Consider the following 22,578-nt stretch of genomic DNA (forward strand, 5'->3'; position numbering starts at 1 on the left):
TTTATGGAAGGAAGAAATACTTTGACTGAAAAAAGAAGAGAAGATATTAGAAATATTGCCATTATCGCCCACGTTGACCACGGTAAGACTACCTTAGTTAATGAAATGTTGAAACAATCAGATACATTAGGCGAACATTATCAAATTCAAGATCGTGCTATGGATACTAATGCCATTGAAAAGGAACGTGGTATCACAATCCTTTCAAAGAATACTGCTGTTGATTACGATGGCAAGAAGATCAATATTTTGGATACACCAGGACATGCTGACTTCGGTGGTGAAGTTGAGCGTATCATGAAGATGGTTGATGGTGTTCTACTTGTTGTTGATGCATATGAAGGAACAATGCCACAAACACGTTTTGTTTTGAAGAAGGCTTTGGAACAACACCTTACACCAATCGTTGTTATCAACAAGATTGATAGACCAGGTGCTCGTCCTGAAGAAGTTGTTGATGAAGTTCTTGAATTGTTCATCGAGTTGGGTGCTGATGATTCACAATTAGATTTCCCAGTTATTTATGCTTCAGCTATTAACGGTACATCAAGTTATGATTCAGACCCTGCTAAGCAAGAGCATACAATGAACCCATTGTTTGACACTATCCTTAAGACAATTCCTGCTCCTATCGATAACTCAGACGAACCATTACAATTCCAAGTTGCTTTACTTGATTACAATGATTACGTTGGTCGTATTGGTATCGGACGTGTGTTCCGTGGAACAATCAAAATTGGTGATAATGTTACAGTTATGAAGCTGGATGGTTCTACTAAAAACTTCCGTGTAACTAAGATTTTTGGATTTATGGGTCTTGATCGTGTTGAAGTTCAAGAAGCTAAAGCCGGAGATCTTATCGCTGTTTCAGGTATGGAAGATATTTATGTTGGTGAAACTGTTTGTCCAGTTGATCATGAAGAAGCACTTCCATTGCTACGTATCGACGAACCTACACTACAAATGATGTTCTTGCAAAACAATTCACCATTTGCTGGTCGTGAAGGTACAGAAGTTACTGCAAGAAAGATTGAAGAACGTCTAAAGAAGCAATTGCATACTGATGTTTCTCTAAAAGTTGAAGATACTGATCAAGCTGGTGCTTGGATGGTCTCTGGACGTGGTGAACTTCACTTGTCAATCCTTGTTGAAGAAATGAGACGTGAAGGCTTTGAATTACAACTATCTCGTCCAGAAGTTATTTACAAGAACATTGATGGTGTAAATAGCGAGCCATTTGAAGAAGTAACTATTGATACACCTGATCAATATGTTGGATCAGTTATTGATTCAATGTCACAAAGAAAAGGTGATATGAAGAACATGGAGAGTACTGGAAATGGTCAAACTCGTTTGATCTTCTCAGCACCTTCACGTGGTTTAATCGGTTACTCAACAGAGTTCCTATCAATGACTGGTGGTTATGGTATCATGAACCATACATATGAAGAATACAAGCCAGTTGTTAAGAATTGGGAACCAGGTAGAAGAACAGGTGCTTTAGTTTCAATTAACCAAGGTCCATCTACTACATATAGTTTACAATCAGTAGAAGATCGTGGACAATTGTTTATCGGTGCCGGTGTTGAAGTGTATGAAGGTATGGTTGTTGGTGAGAGTAATCGTGATCAAGATATCGCCGTTACTGTTACAAAGGGTAAGAACCTTACAAATACACGTGCTTCTGGTAAGGATCACGCTGCTGCAATTAAGACACCTAAGGAAATGTCACTAGAACAATCAATCGAATTCCTAAACGAAGATGAACTTTGTGAAGTAACTCCTAAGAGTGTTAGATTACGTAAGAAGATTCTTAACACAAATGAACGTAAGAAGTATGACAAGCAAAGAAAGATGTCTAAAAAAGCTTAAAACGTTTATCAAATACGAATAAAAAGTAAAAGCTGCTTGATCCGATTGGATTGAGTGGCTTTTTTTGTAAGTCTCGTTTTTTACATCTGTAAATTCATCAGTGGTATAATCTTAGTATTAGATTTTAGGAGTAAAAATGTGAAAAAAATAAGGAAAGTAGATTTATGGATCTTGATCCCATATCTTCTCCTTTTGGGCATTGGCGTTGTTATGGTATACTCTGCCAGCTTTTACAATGCTATGTCAACAGGTGGGAGCTCTAACCAATATTTGATCAAGCAAAGTATTTATGCGATTTTAGGACTATTCTTTTGTTTTGTATTTTTTATGCTTAAAGAACGAGTTCTTAAAAATAAAGGCCTTTTGGGATTGGTTATGGCAATTCTTGTTATATTGCCTTTATCTGCATTGATATTAATCGGAAAGTTTCATCCAAGCAGTAAGATTAATGGTGCGTCTGCCTGGATTCCTATAGGACCGTTTAATTATCAGCCACTAGAAATGGCTAAAATAGCTTTGATTTTATACTTGGCCTTAGTGCTTACTAATAAGGAGTCAAAATTACTTGATAAGCAGTCAGTAGGAACTATTTGGAGAGAGATACAAGTTCCTATTGTTACAGTTCTAATCGTTATTTTTCTTGTTCTGTTTCAACCCGACTTTGGTGGTGCAGCCATATTGGGATTGATAACCTTGATATTGGTATCGTCTTCTTCAATACCTGGAAGATTCATAGCAACATTGAATACTTCATTAATTGTTTTCTTTTCGGCTGTAGTGGCTTTTATCGTTAAAGTTCAACCAGCATCTATTGCTAAGACCTATCAATTTCAACGTTTTATGGCTATGTTACATCCTTTTAAATTGGAACAGACGGCTGGTAACCAATTAGTTAATTCATTTTATGCAATCAGTAACGGTGGATTATTTGGTGTTGGTTTGGGAAACAGTATTCAAAAACGTGGTTATTTGCCTGAACCGCATACTGATTTTATTCTAGCGATAATAAGTGAAGAGTTAGGATTAATGGGCGATTTGGTTGTTTTAGGACTTTTAGCATTGATAGTAATGAGGATAATATTGATGGGTATTAGAACTAAGGATACTTATCATTCATTAGTTTATTATGGTGTTGCGGTCATGTTAATGGCACAAACTGTATTGAACGTGGGAGGATTATTAGGATTAATTCCGCTTACCGGTGTTACGTTGCCTTTTATTAGTTATGGTGGATCAAGTCTACTGATTCTGTCAGCTGCGATGGGAATTGTTATGAATTTAGAAGCAACTGAGATTTTTAATAAACAAGAACAAAGGTGATTTTATGTATAAAAAAGTGGAACGTCAGGCAATGTATGTCTGGGTCTACTCTATGAAGTGGAAAAAGAAGCTTCAAAGATTTGGTACGATTCATTATGTTTCGCCAAAAATGAAATATGTATTGATTTACGTTAATTCCAATCGTGCCGCAGAAGTAAAAAAAGAATTAATTTCAAAAAATTATGTTAAGAGAGTTACGATGGCTCATCGTAAGGAACTTGATGAACATTTTGTACTTAAAAGTGATGCAGATAAACTAGATAATTTAGAGGAGTAGTTATTTAATGAAAGTAGTGTCTGGAAAATTTGGAGGTCTAAATCTCAAACCCGTTCCCGGAAATAATACAAGACCAACTTCTGCGAAAGTTAAGGAGGCCATGTTTAGTATGATTTCGCCATATATGAATTATGGTAATGCTCTTGATCTCTTTGCTGGAACTGGTAGCTTGGGTATTGAGGCAGTTTCAAGAGGATATGATAAAGCATATTTGGTTGATAAAGCCTACAAGGCAATTAGTACTATTAAAGAAAATGTTGAAAAAACTCATGTGGAAGAGCAATTTGTTATAACTAAATCTTCAGCAACCGAAGCATTGAAAAAGTTTTCCGAAGATAATGTCCAATTTGATTTAGTTTTTTTAGATCCACCATATCGAATGAAAATAACGGAACAAATAATTAAGGATATGGTTGAAAATAATTTATTAATGGATGATGCCATTATTGTAGACGAAACTGATTATAATGTTGATCTTGGTGATTTCAGTAAAGTTAGTTTTATTAAAGAAAAAGATTATAAAGATACTAAAGTCGCATTGTATAGATTCGGAGGTTAGTATGACAGATAGAGTTGGCATTTATGCTGGAAGTTTTGATCCAGTCACGAATGGACATTTAGATATTATTCGTCGTTCATCAAAACTGTTTGATAAGTTGATTGTTGCAACGATGACGAATACGTCAAAGAATTATATGTTCACTTATGAAGAAAAGAAACGATTTATTGAGAATGAAATCAGTGATTTGAATAATGTTGAAGTTATTAATGGCAATGGGCAACTAACAACTAAGCTAGCCAATAATTATCACGCTAAGTTTTTAATTAGATCACTTAGAAGTGGTGATGACTTTGTCTATGAATCAGGTATTGCTGCTGTTAATAAGACATTAGACGACGATATTGAAACAATATTTTTATTGGCTGATTCTAAATATGCTAATATATCATCATCGATGATAAAGGAAGTTGCAAAATTTAATGGAGATATTTCTCATCTTGTACCACGCACTGTAGCAACTGAATTGACAAAACGATTGCGGAAGGATTAGGTCAATTGAAATTTAATAAAACCAGAAACAAAATAATTGGTGGCATATTTATTTTTGTCATGGTGATTGCTTTTTTCGTGGTTCCGACGGGTTATTATTTGGAAGTTCCTGGTAGTGCCGAAGCAACCTCGCAATTTGTGAAAGTTAATGGCAAACATGATAAGAAAAAGGGCGACTTTTTATTAACAACGGTTGGTATTGTTCCGGGAACCATGTTTACGATGCTTAAATCGATGGGGAATGACTTTGAAACTATATATTCTCAAGAGGATTTAATGGGTAATGAGAGTAATCAGGAATATTCTCGTGTCCAACAGTATTATATGAAGTCTGCCACGAATAATGCTGTACAAGCGGCCTATTCGGCTGCTGGTAAGCCATTCACTAAAAAATATTTAGGTGTCTATGTTATGGAGGTTATGGATAACTCTAAGTTTAAGGGAAAACTTCAAATTGGTGATACTATAACGTCGATCAATGGATACAAGTTTAAAAATGCTGATCAGTTTATTAAATATGTTAAAAAACAAAAAAAGACTTCAACCATTAAAATTAATTTCTTACGGGATGGTAAGGAAAAATCGGCAAGTGCTGGTTTAGTCAAATTAAAGCAAACCAAACGATATGGATTAGGGATAACTTTGACTGACAATACTGAAGCTAAGGGTAACCCACCTACCAACATCAATGCAGGAAATATTGGTGGACCTTCAGCTGGATTGATGTTCACCTTGCAAGTATATTCACAGATAACTAATAAGAACCTTAAAAAAGGACGTACAATTGCAGGTACTGGTACTATCGCACCGGATGGTACAGTCGGACCTATTGGTGGAATTGAGAAAAAGGTTTATATTGCTTCAGCACAGGGTGCTACGATATTCTTTGCGCCAGATGATCCTGTAACTAAGCTAATTAAAAAGTATGATCCAACATATGTTAATAATTATCATTTAGCTAAGCGTGCTGCTAAGAAGATTCATACAAAAATGAAAATCGTTCCAGTAAAGAGCTTAGATGGTGCGTTAAATTATCTCGAAAAAACTTCAAAATAGATTAAAAGGACTCAGATTAAAAATCTGAGCCTTTTTTTTCGTAATTTTTTAAGAGGTGATAAAAATGAATAAAATCATAGACTATATTATTGATAATAAAATTTTGGTGGGTTTAGTGATCGTCATAATGGGATTCAGTTTATATTATGCTTCACATACTAATAAATCAGCTACTAGTACTGCTGGTTCTGTTAAGGTGGAACAAAGAACGCTTACTGATAGTACAAAACAACCTTCTGAAAGTAAAAAGGTATCTGATTCAAATAAAAAAGAGTTTGCTGTGGACATTCAAGGAGCCGTAAAAGTACCTGGCGTGTATCGTTTAAAGCCTAATTCTATTGTACAAGAAGCAATTGGTAAAGCTGGAGGCTTCATCGATGGTGCAGATACAAAATCTATCAATCAAGCACAACGAGTTACGGATCAAATGCAAATAGTTGTTCCCAAGATTGGTGAGACCCAGAACGTATCAGTTGCTAATGGTGTAAGTAAAGATACTAATTCAAATGATAAACAAGTGAATATTAATACCGCAACTGTTGAAGATTTTCAAAAGGTATCAGGTATAGGCCCTAAAAAAGCAGAGAAAATTATCGATTATAGAACTCAAAATGGTAATTTTAATAATCTAGAAGATTTGACAAAGGTTTCTGGAATTGGAGATAAGACCTTGGATTCACTTCGTGACCAATTAACCATATGATAAAAGATCATTTACTATTTCCAGCACTTGTTAGTCCATTGATCGTTTCAATAGTATTTAATTATAGTTATTCCATAGTTCTAATATTTTTAATACTTATTTTAAGGATTTTATTTCTCAAAAATATAAAATTACTAATTGTGACAGGGCTTATTGGTACTGTATTTGGCTGTTATGCGCATGTATTAAAAGCCGAAGACCATAAACTTAATAATGTCGATTTGATATCGTTATCACCAGATAATTTGAAGGTAAATGGTGATAGTCTCACAGGAACTGGATCTAGTAATGGAGAATCCTTTAAAATATACTATCGTATCAAATCTGAAGAAGAAAAAGAATTTTGGCAAAAATTAGAAAATATTGTTGAAGTTAAGGTAAAAGTAAAATCTATTGATCGAACTAATCGTCCAAGAAACCCTGGAGAATTTGATTATGCTAAATACCTTGAACATAATCGGATTAAATACTCGATCTTTATAGATGATATATATAATACTACGAATAAAAGCGACTTATCGTTCAAAGATAAAATAAATGATTTACGAATACATTTAATTAAAAGATTTTCAAAATTACCAAAATGGTTGAGAATACATGCGAATAGCTTGTTAGTTGGATATAATTCCAACGAAGAACCTGATTTTATGCATAACTTGAGCACTCTTGGGATTATCCATTTGTTTAGTTTATCTGGTCTGCATGTTTTGATCTTATTATCATTAATTAGGAAAACGGGTTCTTTTTTTAGGATAACTAGAGAATTTATAGATACTGTCATGCTAGTAATTCTTCCTATGTATGCAATTCTAGTAGGTTCAAAACCTGGAATTTGGCGAGCGGTGGTTTTAGCCATTGTTGGTATATTGATACATAAATTGGGCTTTAATATAAGTAGAAATGATATGTTTGGAATCACTGTAATAATATGTTTGCTTATTAATCCATACTCGATGATGGATTTGGGAGGCCAACTTAGCTTTCTTTTATCATTTGCATTACTTTACTTGTACAGTGAAAATATTATTGTTAGTACAATCAAGATGAATTTAGTTAGTTTGCCACTTGTAATTTATGTTACATATCAGTTTAGCTGGTTAGTTATATTGACAAATATAATATTTGTTCCCATTTTTACCTATTTTATTTTACCGGTGACGATAATTTCTGCTTTTATTACTGATATTTCTATTTGGAAATATGTAAATGAAATATTTGGTTATATGTACTCAATTATTGATAAGATTGCTAATAATACCAAGTACGAATTTGTAACTGGCACTATTCCATTACTTATAGTATTCACTTTAATAATAATCAGTTTATTTATTGCGGAAAGTAAAAAGATTAGCAAAAAGCTAATGGTTGCTTATCTTCTAATTCTGACTTCGTGTATTTTAATAAATAAGCATCCCATTCAAGGAAAAGTATCTGTAATTGATGTAGGGCAAGGTGATAGTATTTTGATAACAACACCGCTTATACGTAAAACTTATCTAATAGACACCGGAGGAAAGGTAGGATTTCCCAAGAAAAAATGGCAGGAAAGAAAATCATTAAATCAAGTTGATCTTTCAACGATTCCTTATTTAAAACAACAAGGTATTAGTAAAATAGACAGAGTATTTTTATCTCATAAAGACGTGGACCACATTGGTAATTTAAATACTTTAGTTAATAAATTTTTAATTAGGGAAATAAGTTTTGGAACCGGATTGGAACAGAACAAAATTATTTCTGATCTAATTGAGAAAAATAATAAAATAAAATTTACATCATTAAAATCTGGGGATGAGTTTAATGAATCTGGTATTAAATGGAACGTTTTATGGCCTCAAAAAAAATCAATCGGTGAAAATGGTGATTCTTTGACCTTACTAGCTAATATTAATAGTAGTAATTGGTTATTTACGGGTGATTTAGATATTGATGGAGAAAAAAAGATACTTTCAAAGTATGATTTTAAGGTAGATTATTTGAAAGTCGGTCATCATGGATCCAAAACTTCTAGTGGCAATGATTTTATAAAGAAAATTAACCCCAAATTGGCTTTGATTTCTGCCGGAGTTAATAATCGTTATGGTCATCCAAATAAAGAAACCATTGAAACTTTAGATAAAAATAATGTAGAACATATGAATACAGCCGATTATGGTATGATTGTTTGGTATTATTATCCATTCAGTACTGAAAATAGAATATCGACTTTTTTAAAGGGTGAAGCAGTTGAAGATAGCAGAACTAAAACATAATTTAAAAGAAGGAAAAATTGATAATGTATATTTTGTAACTGGTGACGAGCAGGTATTTATTAAAGATATTCAATCAACATTTAAAAATTTATTATTACCTGAGGAAAGGGATATGAATTTTTCGACTTTTGATTTAGAAGATGTATCAATTGACGATATGATAAATGAGGCAATTTCAGCTCCATTTTTTGGTGAACGTAGATTAGTATTTGTCGACAGGCCTTATTTTTTAACATCTGAAAGAGTAAAAACTTCTTTTGATCAAAATGTTGATTTACTTACTAGATATATTCAAAATCCTACTCCTTCCACAATATTAGTTATTTTTGCAACATATCCCAAATTGGATTCTCGCAAGAAAATAGTTAAACAATTAAAAAAAATAGCAACAACCATTGATGCCAGTCAAATGGATAGCCATTTGTTGGTAAAAACAATAAGAGAACTCTTACAGTCAGATAATTACAATATTGATAATGATGCATTAGAGTTACTTATAAATAAGACACAAGGTAATTATTCTCAGATTATCAATCAGATGGATAAGTTAAAACTTTATGCTTTACAATCTAAAAAGATTGATATTAAGGCTGTTGAAGAATTAGTTCCACAAAGTTTGGATGATAATGTTTTTGAATTGATGAATCAAATTTTAAGTAAAAATGTATATCAGGCGGAGGAATTGTATCATCAATTCTTATTACAAAAGATTGATCCAATATTATTGGTTGCAATTATAATGTCGCAATTGCGTACATTGATTCAAACAAGGGTATTAAGTAGTAGAGGTCTTACTGAAGCTACTATTGCTAAAAATTTAAAGATACATCCATATCGGGTAAAGATGACTTTAAAGCAGTCTAAGAATATGAATATTTCTCAGTTAACGGAGATGTTTCATTCAATAGTTGATTTAGATTATCAAATTAAATCTGGTCAAGGCGATAAAGAATTACTTTTTGATTTATTTGTTGCTAAATTCGCATAAAATAAGAAAAACACCCCATTACCATTAATATTTTAGTGGCAGTGGGGTGTTTTAAAGTAAAAAAAATAAGCAACATAAGTCGCTTATAATATTTTTATTAGTTCATTTTTGCAAGTCTTGACTTATCACGAGCAGCTTTGTTGGCTTTGATCAAACCTTTTGACTTAGCCATGTCAATTGCACGAACAGCTGTACGGAACATATCTTCCTTATTGTCAGTGTTGTTAGCAGCTGAGGCTTCAAAGTTCTTGATAGCTGAACGCATTGCACTTCTTTGTGAAGTGTTGCGAAGGTTGGCCTTTTCTTGTTGCTTTACACGCTTGATAGCTGATTTAATTTGTGGCATATATTTCACCTCCGATTACCTAGTAAACTTAAACTCAATACATAGAATTATACCCAATCGATACTTTCAATGCAATAAATAGTTTGGTTTTTTTTGAAAGACTTGAAAAAAAGGGAATAGTGTAGTAAATTATTTAATTGTGTTAACCATGCTCTGTTAGACGATTCACCAACGTTTTGCATAGTGTGGCTAAATTATAAGGAAAAGGTGAATGAAATGGCTATTTCAAAAGAAAAGAAAACTGAAATCATTAAGAAGTATGCACGTAAAGAAGGAGATACAGGTTCTCCAGAAGTACAAATTGCTGTTCTTACATATGATATTAACTCATTAAACGATCACTTGAAGGTTAACAAGAAAGACCACCATTCATATGTTGGTTTGTTAAAGAAGATTGGTCACCGTCGTAACTTGCTTAAATATCTTAGAGATAATGATGTTCAACGTTACCGTGAATTAATCAAATCACTTGGTCTACGTCGTTAATAATAAATCAGTTAGGAAGTTCCCATTGGGAGCTTCCTATTTTTTTTACTTAATTTCATTATTGCATTGTGGTGTGATAGAATAAAATCTAGGTATAGCTCAAGTAGTCCACTTTAGATTAGTGACTTAAAAAAACACATTCCAATATTATGATCTATGCTATTTATATGAAATGAGAGATGAAAAAATGAGCGAAAAAATAAAAATCGTCCTTTTAAGTGGTATACGCGAAAATGGAAAAAACATGTATGCTGTTGAAGTTAATGACGAAATTTACATTCTAGATATTGGTTTACAATATCCAGACAATGATTTATATGGTATTGACGTAGTCGTTCCAGATATGACTTATATCAAAGAAAATATTGATAAGGTTGTAGGGATTTTCTTATCACATGGACACGCTGATGCAATTGGTGCACTTCCATATTTGATTGGGGATTATGATATTCCAGTCTTTGGTTCAGAAATGACAATTGAATTGGCAAGAATCGTTTGTTCAAATGATAAAAGAAGTAAGAAATTTGATAATTTCCATATTATTGATGAGAATACTGCAATTGATTTTGAACAAGCTACAGTATCTTTCTTCAAGACGACGCATTCAATCCCCGGTTCGTTAGGTATTGACGTGAAGACTTCAGAAGGTCAGATTGTGTACACAGGTGACTTTAAGTTTGATCAAGCTGCAGTTTCCACTTACAAAACTGATTATGCTAGAATTGCAAAAATTGGTAGTGAGCGTGTTTTAGCCTTACTAAGTGATTCTGCTAATGCGGAATCTCCATATGAGAATTCCAGTGAACGCGATATTTATGAATACATTCTTGATACGTTTAGCTATCACAATGGTCGTATTATTGTGGCACAAGTGGCTTCAAATATTCAAAGAATGCAACAAGTTATGGATGCTGCTGACAAGACTAACCATCGTGTATATTTATCCGGAACGGATGCCGAAAAGATTTTGAAAACGGCAATGAAATTGGGATATTTGAAGATTCCTAATAAGAACTTGTTAGTAAGTACAAAAGAACTTAAGGATATGGATCAGAGTAAACTAGTTGTCATTGAAACAGGACGTATGGGTGAACCTATCAAACTATTACAAAAAATGGCAAACCCTGCCTCTAAGACTAAGTTCCAAATAGAAGAAGGAGATTTGGTATTTATAGCTACAACTCCTTCACATGCAATGGATACTACATTTGCTAAAACACGTGATGCAATTTATCGAACTGGCGCTGAAGTTAAATCCTTAGGAGATGAGAAACATTCCTCAGGGCACGCTAATAAGTCAGATTTACAATTAATGATAAATCTCTTAACTCCAGAGAATGTTGTACCAATTCAAGGTGAATATAGACTTCTAGATGCACATGCAAGAATTGCGCATGAGACAGGTATTCCTTATCAAAATATTTTCCTAACTAAAAAGGGTGATGTTTTGAACTATGAAAATGGTCAATTTTATTTAGGCAAAGGTGTTAATGCCGGCGATACTATGATTGATGGTATTGGCGTTGGTGACATTGGTAGTATTGTACTTCGTGATCGTGAATTGTTAGCCGAAGACGGTGTTTTCATTGCCGTAGCTACAATTGATCGTAAGAAAAAGAAAGTTGTCGCTAAGCCAAAAATCACTGCTCGTGGATTCGTATATATGCGTGCAAGTCGAGATTTGTTAAGTGAGAGTTCAGATATTATCGTTGATACGATTGTTGATTATCTGCAAAATAGTAAGGACTTTGACTGGTCCGACTTGAAGCAGGGTGTACGTGATAAGTTAAATCATTTCTTATATGAACAAACTAATCGTCACCCGGTAATATTGCCAGTGATTATGGAAGTAAACCAAAACAGACATAGAAAATCCAAGAAATAGGTCGACCGAGGTCGACCTTTTATTATAAAGAGGTATTTTTTAATGGACGACTCAAATAACCTAAGACGCATACTGGATCAAGCTGAAGATGCATACGATAAGGGTAATTGGGATGATGCAACTGATTTATATACACAAGCTTATGGATTGCGACAATCATTTGATATCAATCAAGGATTAGCCGCTTCTTTGTTGAACTCAAAAAGAGCTGATGAGGCGGAGGCTGTAATTCTTGATTATTTCAACTATTATTTGAGTGATCCAGAAGCTGCTGGATTAGCAACTGATATTGTGATAGAGAATAACGATTACTTGTTAGCAAATCAAATGCTTTATTTTTATTCGACTAATCCTTTGTCCACGATTCAAAAATCATTTATAGATGAATTCAAAAGTAGAGTAAAACTCTCTGAAAATCGTCATATAAGGTCCTTTAAACCGCGTATGAAGAAAATCGAAGAAGCACTTAATTCAATCGTTACACAGCCTGTGATTGATCAAATTCAACTAATAAGAAGTCTTAGAGAATTTGACATTGAAAATTACTTAAAAAGTGCAAAAGATTTGCTAGGTAACCCGTTACTCCATCCGCTTTTGAAAAGTGAAACTGTAGAGAACTTATTTAAACTAGGTATTGATGAAAACATCGATATTTCGTTTTATGGAGAGAATAAGCAGTTTAATCCCTCAAAACTTAAACCCATATTGTCAACACGAGTTTATTTAGAAATGTGTGATGAGCTTGAAAAGATTCTTGTAGACAGTGAAAATGAAATTCAACTAGAAAATATGCGCAGTGAGTTATCATTATATGCTGCCATGGTATATCCGTTTGGAGAAGATATCATAAAAACGCCAAGTCTCTGGACAAGAGTATTCCTTTTGCGGTATGGTTTACTCGATGAGTCTCAAGTAGGAGACAATCCGGAGCTTCCAGAGGTTAAAAAATGGATTAAACGATTTGATTCTTTAATAAATACCTTTCAACAGTGAAATAAAATAAACTTTTTTCACATATAGTATTTACAATTTTGACCGCGCCCCGTATAATCCAAAGAGTATATTTTTAGTAGGCGAGTTATACTGAATTACTTTGCTTTCGCCACTGAAAGTAGTATAATTTTTCAGTAAAGAGCCATCTAAAGAACATTTTCTTTGGATTAATCTTATGAAATGAAATTTTAGGAGGATTCTTTGTAATGGCAGAAAAAGAACATTATGAGAGAACTAAGCCCCATGTAAATATTGGGACAATTGGTCACGTTGACCACGGTAAGACAACACTTACAGCCGCAATCACTAAGGTATTGGCTGACAAAGGTTTAGCTAAGGCTGAAGACTACGCTGATATTGATAAGGCCCCAGAAGAAAAAGAACGTGGGATTACTATCAACACAGCTCACGTTGAGTATGAAACTGAAAAGCGTCACTATGCACATATTGATGCTCCAGGACATGCTGACTACGTTAAGAACATGATCACTGGTGCTGCACAAATGGATGGTGCTATCCTTGTTGTTGCTGCAACTGATGGTCCTATGCCACAAACTCGTGAACACATCCTTTTGGCTCGCCAAGTTGGTGTTGAATACATCGTTGTATTCCTAAACAAGACAGACCTTGTTGATGATGACGAACTTGTTGACTTAGTTGAGATGGAAGTACGTGAATTACTTTCAGAATACGATTATCCTGGGAACGATACACCTATCGTTCGTGGATCAGCTTTGAAGGCTCTTGAAGGTGACCCAGAGGAAATCAAACATGTTGAAGAACTTCTTGACATTATTGATGACTATATCCCAACACCTAAGCGTGAAACAGATAAGCCATTCATGATGCCTGTCGAAGACGTATTCACAATCACTGGTCGTGGTACTGTTGCTTCTGGTCGTATCGACCGTGGTGAAGTTAAAGTCGGTGATGAAGTTGAAATCGTTGGTTTGAAAGAAGAAGTTGAAAAATCAACTGTTACTGGTCTAGAAATGTTCCGTAAGACATTGGATCTTGGTGAAGCCGGAGATAACGTTGGTGTTCTTCTTCGTGGTATTAACCGTGATCAAGTTGAACGTGGACAAGTTCTTGCTAAACCAGGTTCAATCCAAACTCACACAAAATTCAAGGGTGAAGTTTATATCATGACTAAAGAAGAAGGTGGACGTCATACTCCATTCTTCTCAAACTACCGTCCTCAATTCTACTTCCATACTACTGACGTTACTGGTGTTATCGAATTGCCAGAAGGCGTTGAAATGGTTATGCCTGGTGACCAAGTGACTTTCGAAGTTGACTTGATTGCTCCAGTTGCCATTGAAAGTGGTACACGATTCACTGTTCGTGAAGGTGGACGTACTGTTGGTGCTGGTGTTGTTACAGATATCTTAGACTAATCTCTTTGATTAAATGTTGATAACAAAACCTTTAAAATTGAGTTGAGACTTATGTCTCAGCTCTTTTTTTATATAATTCTATATAAAAACTAGTTAAAGTATCATATAATGTTAGAGTAATGTCTGAAAAAGGCTTAGAATCAGCGTCAAATATTTACAATATCACCATTTTAAGGTAATATTACAAAGTATGAGATCGTGAAATATACCGGAGGGATAAAATGTCTGCTAAGGCTAAATTTACAAAAAAAGAAAAAAATACTGGTGAATTAAAATTTGAAATTGACCAAGATACAATTAAAAAAGGTTTAGATACTGCTTTTGATCGTGTAAAGAAGAGCTTGAACGTACCTGGATTCAGAAAGGGTCGTGTACCTCGCCAAATCTTTAACCGTATGTATGGTGAAGAAGCACTTTATGAAGATGCTTTGAACAATGTATTGCCAATCGCATATCAACAAGCTGTTGATGAAACTAAGGTAGAACCAGTTGATCAACCACAAATTACTGTTGATTCAATGGAAAAGGGCAAACCTTGGGCTATTAGTGCAACAATTACTGTTAAACCAGAAGTTGAACTTGGTGACTACAAAGGTCTTACAGTTAAGAAACAAAAACGTAATGTTATGAAGACCGATGTTGAAGATCGTCTTAATGAATTACAAAAGCAACAAGCCGAATTAGTTCTTAAAGATGGTAAGGCTGAAAATGGCGACACAGTTGTTATTGACTATGTTGGGTCAGTTGACGGTAAAGAATTCGATGGTGGTAGTGCTCAAAACTACTCACTAGAATTGGGTTCAAATTCATTCATTCCTGGATTTGAAGACGCATTAGTTGGTCACAGTGCTGATGAGGATGTTGATGTTAAGGTTACATTCCCAGAAGATTACCAAGCTAAGGAATTAGCCGGTAAAGATGCTATCTTCAAGACAAAGATTCATGAAGTAAAGACAAAGGAGTTACCTGGATTAGATGATGACTTTGCTAAGGATGTTGACGAAGATGTTGACACACTTGATGATCTTAAGAAGAAGATCCATGATGAATTGAAGGATCAAAAGAAACAAGCTGCTGAAGATGCTATTCAAGAAGAAGCAATTTCTGCTGCTGTTAAGAATGCTAAAATCGACGAAGTACCACAAGCTATGATTGATACAGAAGTTGATAACCAAATGAACCAATACTTAGCTAACTTGCGTCGTCAAGGTATCGATCCTAAGTTGTACTATCAAATGACTGGTACAAATGAAGATGACTTGAAGAAGCAATTTGCTAAGGATGCCGAAGAACGTGTTAAGACTGATCTAGTTATTGAGGCAATCGTTGCAAAAGAAGAAATCAAACCTTCAGAAGACGAAATCAAAGACGAAATCAAGTCACTTGCTGATGAATATAATATGGAAGAAAGTGCTGTTAGAAACGCACTATCAGACGATATGTTAGCTCATGATATTGCTGCTAAGAAAGCAATTGAAATGATTGTTGATTCAGCTGAAGAAAAGTAATTTAGATTATTTAATAATTGAGAGGCCGTGAGGTCTCTTTTTTTGTGGATGTGTTATGGTTTAAGTAGGCGCTGTGGTTGGTGTATTTAGTCTGTATAAACTAATTACTTTACTACCAACCACTAAAATGCTAGACTTTCAAAGTATCGGAACTATTGAAGGAGAAAATGCATATGTTTGATAGTACAGAAACTACAGGTACAATCAGTTGTTCTTTCTGCGGAAAGACTCAAGATCAAGTTAAAAAAATTGTTGCTGGACCAGGTGTCTACATTTGTAATGAATGTATTGATTTATGTAAAGAAATCATTGATGAGGAATTGAAAGATAGTGCACCATTAAATCTAGATAATATTCCAACACCAGTTGAAATTAAGCACATTCTCGATGATTATGTAATTGGCCAAACTGACGCAAAACGTGCGCTTTCAGTTGCTGTTTATAATCATTATAAAAGAATTAATAAGATGGAACACTCAAAAGACGGCGATACAGAGCTACAAAAGAGTAACATTGCTTTAATTGGACCTACTGGTTCAGGTAAAACATTCTTAGCTCAAACTTTAGCTCGTATTCTGAAAGTACCATTTGCAATTGCTGATGCTACAACATTAACTGAAGCGGGTTATGTTGGTGAAGATGTTGAGAATATCTTACTTAAATTATTGCAAAATGCTGACTTTGACGTTGAAAAAGCTGAGCATGGTATTGTTTATATCGATGAAATTGATAAAATTTCTAAGAAGAGTGAGAATGTATCTATTACTCGTGATGTTTCAGGTGAAGGTGTACAACAGGCTCTCTTGAAGATTCTTGAAGGTACAATTGCTAGTGTGCCACCACAGGGTGGAAGAAAGCATCCACAACAAGAATTAATTCAAATTGATACAACCAACATCTTGTTTATCGTTGGTGGTGCTTTTGATGGTATTGAACAAATTGTTAAGAACCGTTTAGGTGATAAGACAATTGGTTTTGGTGCTGAGCAAACAGAAAGTATCGATGAAGAGAAGAGTTTGATGCAGCAAATCATTCCAGAAGATTTGATGAAGTTTGGTATCATTCCTGAATTCATTGGTCGTATTCCAATCGTTACAGCTCTGGAAAAACTTACTGAAGATGATTTGGTTAATATTCTAACTAAACCTAAGAATGCTCTAATTAAACAATATCAAGAGCTGTTATCACTTGATGGCGTTGAACTACAATTTACTGATGGTGCGTTAAAAGAAATTGCTAAGATGTCTATTGAGCGTAATACAGGTGCTCGTGGTTTGCGTTCTATTGTTGAAGAAACAATGCTTGATACTATGTTTGACATTCCTGGACGTAAGGATGTTGAACGCGTCAAAGTAACTAAAGATGCAGTTCGCAAAGTAAAAGAACCAGAGTTGATTCTTAAAGATGGAGAGGTTGCCTAGTAGGCGGCCTTTTTTTGTATAATTTATGATAAAATACTTACATTGAGGTGAATTATGCAAGTAAATAATGTATCTATGAACTTGAGTGCAGTAAGCTCAAAGCAGTATCCAGATGAAGGATACCCCGAAATAGCCTTATTAGGCCGTTCTAACGTGGGAAAGTCATCATTAATAAATACTCTAATAAATCGCAAAAGCTTTGCGAGAACGTCCAGTACACCTGGTAAGACGCAAACACTAAACTTTTACAATATTGAAGATCAATTATATTTGGTGGATGTTCCAGGGTATGGATTTGCTAAAGTTTCTAAAAAACAGCGTGAAGAATTTGGCGCAATGATTGAAGAATATCTTACAACACGCCATGTTTTAAAGGGTGTAGTTATTTTGGTTGATGGTAGGCATGAGCCAAGTGATGATGATATCTCGATGTATCAATATGTCAGCTATTATCACATTCCAACACTAGTTGTTGCGACAAAGATGGATAAAATCAAGCGTAACCAATGGAATAAGACTATTAGCAAAGTAACTAAAACTATGCAAATAAATCAAACTGATAATTTGCAGTTATTTAGTGCAGAAACAAAGTCTGGTAAGGACGAAGTTTGGGCATGGATTGAAGATCATATGTAGTGTAAAAAAACGTCACTCTGAGTATTTACTCAAAGTGGCATTTTTTTATGTTTGAATTATAAAAATTAAAGTTATTGCAACTAAATAGATTAAAGTGTAACAAATGATAAATACGATGATATCTGGGTCACAAATAAGTATATTAATGTGTGAAAGGAGAGTGATTTAATGAAAATTAATTTTGAATGGGATGATTCGTATTCGATATCTGAAGTTGGTATTAAACTTAATCCGAAAAAACGTGAATTGAAAGATAAGCTAAAAAACTTCTTATCTGATAAAACACATATTGAAGTTATCAACCCTAAAAATAATCGTCGTTTTTTGCTAAGTTGTTCGCAAATTTTATCAATTGAAGCTATGGATAATTTATCAAAAGTTTACACGACTAATAATGAGATTTTTTATACTAATGTGCGTCTTAAAAAGCTTGAAGAAATTACAAATGCAAATTTGTTTAGAATAAATAATTCTGTCATTCTTAACCTAGCAGAAGTAATTGATTTTAATACTGGTAAGTATGCTCGTTTGGAAGTACATACCAAAGGCAATCAAAGCTTTATTGTTAGCCGATATTATGCTAAGAGACTCAAGGAGGAATTGGGTAATGTTCAAAGAATTGAATAATAAATTTATGCGAATCTTTTTTATAACTGTAATTTGGATATTAGGAATTTTGAATATTATTTTTGGAAGTATAACGGTTAATCTAAATATATTTTGGAATATTATCGGAATCGCAATGTTGTTTGCAACAGTTTTTGGAGTTATTTATCCATATGTGTGGAACTATGGAACTTGGATAGCGCCAATTAATATTATTACGACAACAATTGCGAATCTTTTTTGTGGATTTTTTTCCGTATATTTATTATCAAAAGAAATGTTTGCTCTAATTATTCCATATTGGTTAGCAATTACTCTACTAGATTTGTTTATGCATATTTTGATATTTTACTTTTATCGGAAGTTTGAAAATAAACGCTTAGTTAAAAAACTAAATAGATTATAGTGATGTGATTTAATAAAATATTTTAACGTAATTAAATGAGATGATTGGTTATTGTGCCATTCTAAATTAGAAATATTATACAACAATTAAAACTTTTTAATAAAAAACACTTGCATTATTTTGAGTGTCTGCTAATATAACTTACATAAATTAAATTTCAGCTTCACAAGAATTAATCATTTACCTGGGTGTTAAGAGAATTGACGGTTGGTGCGAGTCATGCAGGGTAGTTTGATGAAATACCAAGTTGAAATTTCGTGTCCGACGTTACAGGAGTAAAGAGCAGATAATTTTATTATCTGAATTTGGGTGGTACCGCGCAATTAGCGTCCCTGCATATAATGCAGGGACGCTTTTTTATTCCCAGCAACTCGGGCAAAAAAATAGGAGGAAATTTACATGAACATTATTGATGAACTTTCATGGCGTGGTTTGATCAACCAACAATCTGATGAAGAGGGCTTAAGAAAGTTAGTCGACGAGAAAGACATTTCACTTTATTGCGGAATGGATCCAACAGGAGATTCAATGCATATTGGTCATTTGTTACCATTTATGACTTTGAAACGTTTTGGTGATATGGGACATCATCCCTATATCGTTATCGGAGGAGCCACTGGTTCAATCGGTGATCCTAGTGGTAAAAAGGCCGAACGTCCAATGCAAACAATGGATCAAGTTAACCACAACGTTGAAGCTCTAAGTAACCAAGCTAAAAGAATTTTTAAAGATTTCACAATGGTTAATAACTATGATTGGACAGAACCAATCGGAATTCTTGATTTCTTACGTGATTACGGAAAGTTATTTAATGTTAATACAATGTTAGGCAAGGAAATCATTTCAAGCCGTTTGGAAGCAGGTATTTCCTTCACAGAATTTACCTATCAAATCTTACAATCACTAGATTTCTTGACACTTTATCGTAAGTACAATGTTCAACTACAAGTTGGTGGTGGTGATCAATGGGGTAATCTTACAGCTGGATTGGATTTGATTCATAAAGCTGAAGGACAAGATGCTAAAGTTTATGCTTTGACAATTCCATTATTATTAAAAGCTGACGGTACAAAGTTTGGTAAGACAGCCGGTGGTGCCGTATGGCTTGATGCTGAAAAGACATCTCCATATGAGTTCTATCAATTCTGGTTCAATCAAGATGACAAAGACGTAATTAATCTTCTTAAGAAATTTACTTTCTTAAATCAAGATGAAATCGCAGCTTTAGCTGAAAAAGTTAAAACAGCACCTGAAGAACGTGTTGCACAAAAGACTTTGGCAGAAGAAGTTACTAAGTTCGTTCACGGAGAAGAAGCATTGAAAACAGCAGAAAAAATTACTGAAGTTCTCTTCTCTGGTGAAATTCAAGCTCTAACGACGGATGAAGTTGCACAAGCCTTCCATGGTGTACCAAGTGAAGAAATCCCTTCAGATGAAATCAATTTGGTAGATCTGTTGATTGCCGCTAATGTCGACAAATCAAAACGCCAGGCACGTGAAGATATTCAAAACGGTGCTATCAGAATCAATGGGGAAAGACTAACTGAAACAAGTACAATGATCGATCCTAAAGATTCATTTGATGGTAAATACATCGTTATCCGTCGCGGTAAGAAAAAGTACTTCTTAGCCAAAATTAAATAAATTTAATTAGGGCGATGAATAATATGAAAAAAGAGAAAAGACTAAGCACAATAGAGAGTTTAATTGTAATGATAGTAATGTTTGGAATTTTGGGAACAATGATGATTGGTTTTGGTATGACACCACAAGTTCCAATTCTATTAACATTTACATTACTTTTGTTCTATGGAAGATTTCGAGGTTTTAGTTGGACGGAGTTGCAAGAAGGAATCGTTGATGGTGTTAAGCCTGGTATAATTCCAATGATAATTTTTGTTATGATTGGTGTACTAGTAGCGTCATGGTTGATTTCTGGAGTTATTCCGACAATTATGGTTTATGGATTAGAAATTCTAAATCCAAATTTTTTCTTATTTACGGTTTTTGTAAGTTGTTGTTTAGTTGGTGTTATTGTAGGTAGTTCATTTACAACGATTTCGACTTTGGGAATTGTTTTTATGGGTATTGGACATGTTATGGGTATCGATGCTGTTTTGACAGCAGGTTCGATTGTTTCAGGATCATTGTTTGGTAACAATATGTCACCATTGTCAGGAACAACTAATTTATCTACTGGTATTGCTGGTGTTAAAAATGTGTTTAGCCATATCAGGACAATCTCTCATACGGCTTTGATTTCTGCCGCAATAACTGCCATTATCTTTTTATTCATCGGCCACAGTAATGGTCAAGTAGATATGAGTTCAGTTCATCATATTATTAATGCTTTGCAGACAAATTTCTTTGTCTCTCCTTGGATGTTATTGCCAATAGTAGTCTTGATTGGTTGTGCGATTATGCAAGTACCTGCCATTCCGACACTTTTAAGTGGATCATTAACGGCTATTATAATGGATGTATTCATTAACCATACATCGTTCAAAACAATCAGTACGGTAATTATGCAAGGATTTAAATTGAATTCATCTGATAAGCAAATTAATGCAATTGTCAGTGGTGGTGGTGTTTCCAGTATGTTGGATAGTATTTCACTGATCTTGGTTGCATTAACACTTGGCGGCGTATTGTTGAAGTTAGGTGTTGTAGAGAACTTGATTGGGAAATTGAGTAGCAAGGTTAATACACCTGGTAAACTTATTAGTGCTTCAATGTTATCTGCGATTGGTGTTAACTTTCTAGTTGGTGAGCAATACATTTCAATTATTTTACCCGGAACGACTTTCCGTGGTAATTTCAAAAAATTGGGAATTCAACCACAATACTTATCACGTGTCCTAGCAAGTGGTGGTGCTGATATTAATGCACTAGTTCCATGGGGAGTTAGTGGTATCTTTATCTCAGGTATTTTAGGAGTAAGTCCGTTTGCTTTTATTCCTTTCGCATTTTATGTTTGGATGAATCCATTATTGACCGTTATTTTTGCTTTTGTGTTTGGTAAGAAGTACACAACAGATGCCGAAGTTGGCAAGAGTATTTCTTTAAAAAAGACAGTATTAAATACTAATAATTAAATATTAAAAATAAAATAAAACGACTTTCAGTGACTGATATAACAATCTGAAAGCCGTTTTTTATTTATTGAATAATTAAACTTTTTCTTGACGATTATTTATAATTAACATATAGTATTTTCAACGAAAACTTTTAAGCAAGTCCTGTGAGGCTTGAAAGGTTACATACAGTTTTCGTAATAAAATTATGAAAAGAATAAAAGAAGACAACTTTTAATCGGATCCAGTGAGGTCCCAAAGGTTATACGAGTAAACTCCAACTTTGGGACACTGAATCTGA

The 22,578-nt window shown here is 34.0% G+C and carries 21 protein-coding genes; 20 read left to right on the forward strand and 1 reads right to left on the reverse strand.

From position 1 onward, the window contains the following. The first annotated feature begins 21 nt into the window (after positions 1–21). The 9 genes from typA to holA all read left to right on the forward strand — a co-directional run bounded on the left by typA (position 22) and on the right by holA (position 9,519). Positions 22–1,872: a translational GTPase TypA gene (gene typA / locus EKM79_RS05250; RefSeq protein WP_246005635.1), complete on the forward strand. Its 1,851-nt coding sequence runs from the start codon at positions 22–24 to the stop codon at positions 1,870–1,872. A 138-nt stretch (positions 1,873–2,010) separates the two neighbouring features. Continuing rightward, on the forward strand, positions 2,011–3,192 hold the full coding sequence (locus EKM79_RS05255; protein WP_125566610.1) for an FtsW/RodA/SpoVE family cell cycle protein: 1,182 nt from the start codon (positions 2,011–2,013) through the stop codon (positions 3,190–3,192). 4 nt (positions 3,193–3,196) lie between these two features. Next, positions 3,197–3,469, forward strand: coding sequence for a YlbG family protein (locus EKM79_RS05260; protein WP_125566612.1), 273 nt, complete (start codon positions 3,197–3,199; stop codon positions 3,467–3,469). 7 nt (positions 3,470–3,476) lie between these two features. After that, entirely contained in the window at positions 3,477–4,028 is a 552-nt protein-coding gene (gene rsmD, locus EKM79_RS05265) for a 16S rRNA (guanine(966)-N(2))-methyltransferase RsmD (protein WP_125566614.1), read from the forward strand. 1 nt (position 4,029) lies between these two features. Next, the gene (gene coaD, locus EKM79_RS05270) at positions 4,030–4,521 is read left to right on the forward strand and encodes a pantetheine-phosphate adenylyltransferase (protein ID WP_125566616.1); all 492 of its coding nucleotides are present in this window, start codon (positions 4,030–4,032) and stop codon (positions 4,519–4,521) included. Positions 4,522–4,526: 5 nt separating this feature from the next. Further along, positions 4,527–5,576, forward strand: a complete 1,050-nt coding sequence (locus tag EKM79_RS05275; RefSeq protein WP_281273207.1) for a SepM family pheromone-processing serine protease — start codon at positions 4,527–4,529, stop codon at positions 5,574–5,576. 64 nt (positions 5,577–5,640) lie between these two features. After that, entirely contained in the window at positions 5,641–6,279 is a 639-nt protein-coding gene (locus tag EKM79_RS05280) for a helix-hairpin-helix domain-containing protein (protein WP_125566618.1), read from the forward strand. Beyond that, positions 6,276–8,531 (forward strand): DNA internalization-related competence protein ComEC/Rec2, encoded by a 2,256-nt coding sequence (locus EKM79_RS05285; protein WP_125566620.1) that lies wholly within the window; start codon positions 6,276–6,278, stop codon positions 8,529–8,531. The genes EKM79_RS05280 and EKM79_RS05285 overlap by 4 nt, the downstream gene beginning before the upstream one ends. Then, positions 8,497–9,519 (forward strand): DNA polymerase III subunit delta, encoded by a 1,023-nt coding sequence (holA, locus tag EKM79_RS05290; protein WP_246005636.1) that lies wholly within the window; start codon positions 8,497–8,499, stop codon positions 9,517–9,519. Before EKM79_RS05285 ends, holA begins: the two co-directional genes overlap by 35 nt. 97 nt (positions 9,520–9,616) lie before the next feature. Here holA and rpsT read toward each other — a convergent pair whose 3' ends face one another. Next, entirely contained in the window at positions 9,617–9,865 is a 249-nt protein-coding gene (gene rpsT, locus EKM79_RS05295; protein WP_125566624.1) for a 30S ribosomal protein S20, read from the reverse strand. 216 nt (positions 9,866–10,081) lie between these two features. Here rpsT and rpsO point away from each other — a divergent pair, with 216 nt between their 5' ends. From rpsO to nhaC, 11 genes are all read left to right on the forward strand, one after another. Further along, on the forward strand, positions 10,082–10,351 hold the full coding sequence (gene rpsO / locus EKM79_RS05300) for a 30S ribosomal protein S15 (protein WP_125566627.1): 270 nt from the start codon (positions 10,082–10,084) through the stop codon (positions 10,349–10,351). A 187-nt stretch (positions 10,352–10,538) separates the two neighbouring features. Then, positions 10,539–12,236, forward strand: a complete 1,698-nt coding sequence (locus EKM79_RS05305; RefSeq protein WP_125566629.1) for a ribonuclease J — start codon at positions 10,539–10,541, stop codon at positions 12,234–12,236. A gap of 42 nt (positions 12,237–12,278) precedes the next feature. After that, a complete protein-coding gene (locus EKM79_RS05310) occupies positions 12,279–13,229 on the forward strand; it encodes a tetratricopeptide repeat protein (protein WP_125566631.1) in 951 nt (316 codons plus the stop codon). Positions 13,230–13,435: 206 nt separating this feature from the next. Then, on the forward strand, positions 13,436–14,626 hold the full coding sequence (gene tuf / locus EKM79_RS05315; protein ID WP_125566633.1) for an elongation factor Tu: 1,191 nt from the start codon (positions 13,436–13,438) through the stop codon (positions 14,624–14,626). A gap of 221 nt (positions 14,627–14,847) precedes the next feature. Further along, positions 14,848–16,134 (forward strand): trigger factor, encoded by a 1,287-nt coding sequence (gene tig, locus EKM79_RS05320; protein ID WP_125566635.1) that lies wholly within the window; start codon positions 14,848–14,850, stop codon positions 16,132–16,134. Between the two features lie 173 nt (positions 16,135–16,307). Next, positions 16,308–17,555 carry an ATP-dependent Clp protease ATP-binding subunit ClpX gene (gene clpX / locus EKM79_RS05325; protein WP_125566637.1) on the forward strand — a complete coding sequence of 416 codons (1,248 nt, stop codon included), beginning with the start codon at positions 16,308–16,310 and terminating at the stop codon, positions 17,553–17,555. 54 nt (positions 17,556–17,609) lie between these two features. Further along, positions 17,610–18,191 carry a ribosome biogenesis GTP-binding protein YihA/YsxC gene (yihA, locus tag EKM79_RS05330; protein ID WP_125566639.1) on the forward strand — a complete coding sequence of 194 codons (582 nt, stop codon included), beginning with the start codon at positions 17,610–17,612 and terminating at the stop codon, positions 18,189–18,191. Positions 18,192–18,359: 168 nt separating this feature from the next. Then, positions 18,360–18,818: a LytTR family DNA-binding domain-containing protein gene (locus EKM79_RS05335; protein WP_125566641.1), complete on the forward strand. Its 459-nt coding sequence runs from the start codon at positions 18,360–18,362 to the stop codon at positions 18,816–18,818. Further along, positions 18,799–19,203: a hypothetical protein gene (locus EKM79_RS05340; RefSeq protein ID WP_125566643.1), complete on the forward strand. Its 405-nt coding sequence runs from the start codon at positions 18,799–18,801 to the stop codon at positions 19,201–19,203. The genes EKM79_RS05335 and EKM79_RS05340 overlap by 20 nt, the downstream gene beginning before the upstream one ends. A 399-nt stretch (positions 19,204–19,602) precedes the next feature. Continuing rightward, complete coding sequence (gene tyrS, locus EKM79_RS05345; RefSeq protein WP_125566645.1) at positions 19,603–20,847, forward strand: tyrosine--tRNA ligase; 1,245 nt, start codon at positions 19,603–19,605, stop codon at positions 20,845–20,847. A 23-nt stretch (positions 20,848–20,870) separates the two neighbouring features. Beyond that, positions 20,871–22,298, forward strand: a complete 1,428-nt coding sequence (gene nhaC, locus EKM79_RS05350; protein WP_125566647.1) for a Na+/H+ antiporter NhaC — start codon at positions 20,871–20,873, stop codon at positions 22,296–22,298. Positions 22,299–22,578: the final 280 nt, after the last annotated feature.

The sequence above is a fragment of the Companilactobacillus insicii genome (genome assembly GCF_003946015.1).
Classification (GTDB): domain Bacteria; phylum Bacillota; class Bacilli; order Lactobacillales; family Lactobacillaceae; genus Companilactobacillus; species Companilactobacillus insicii.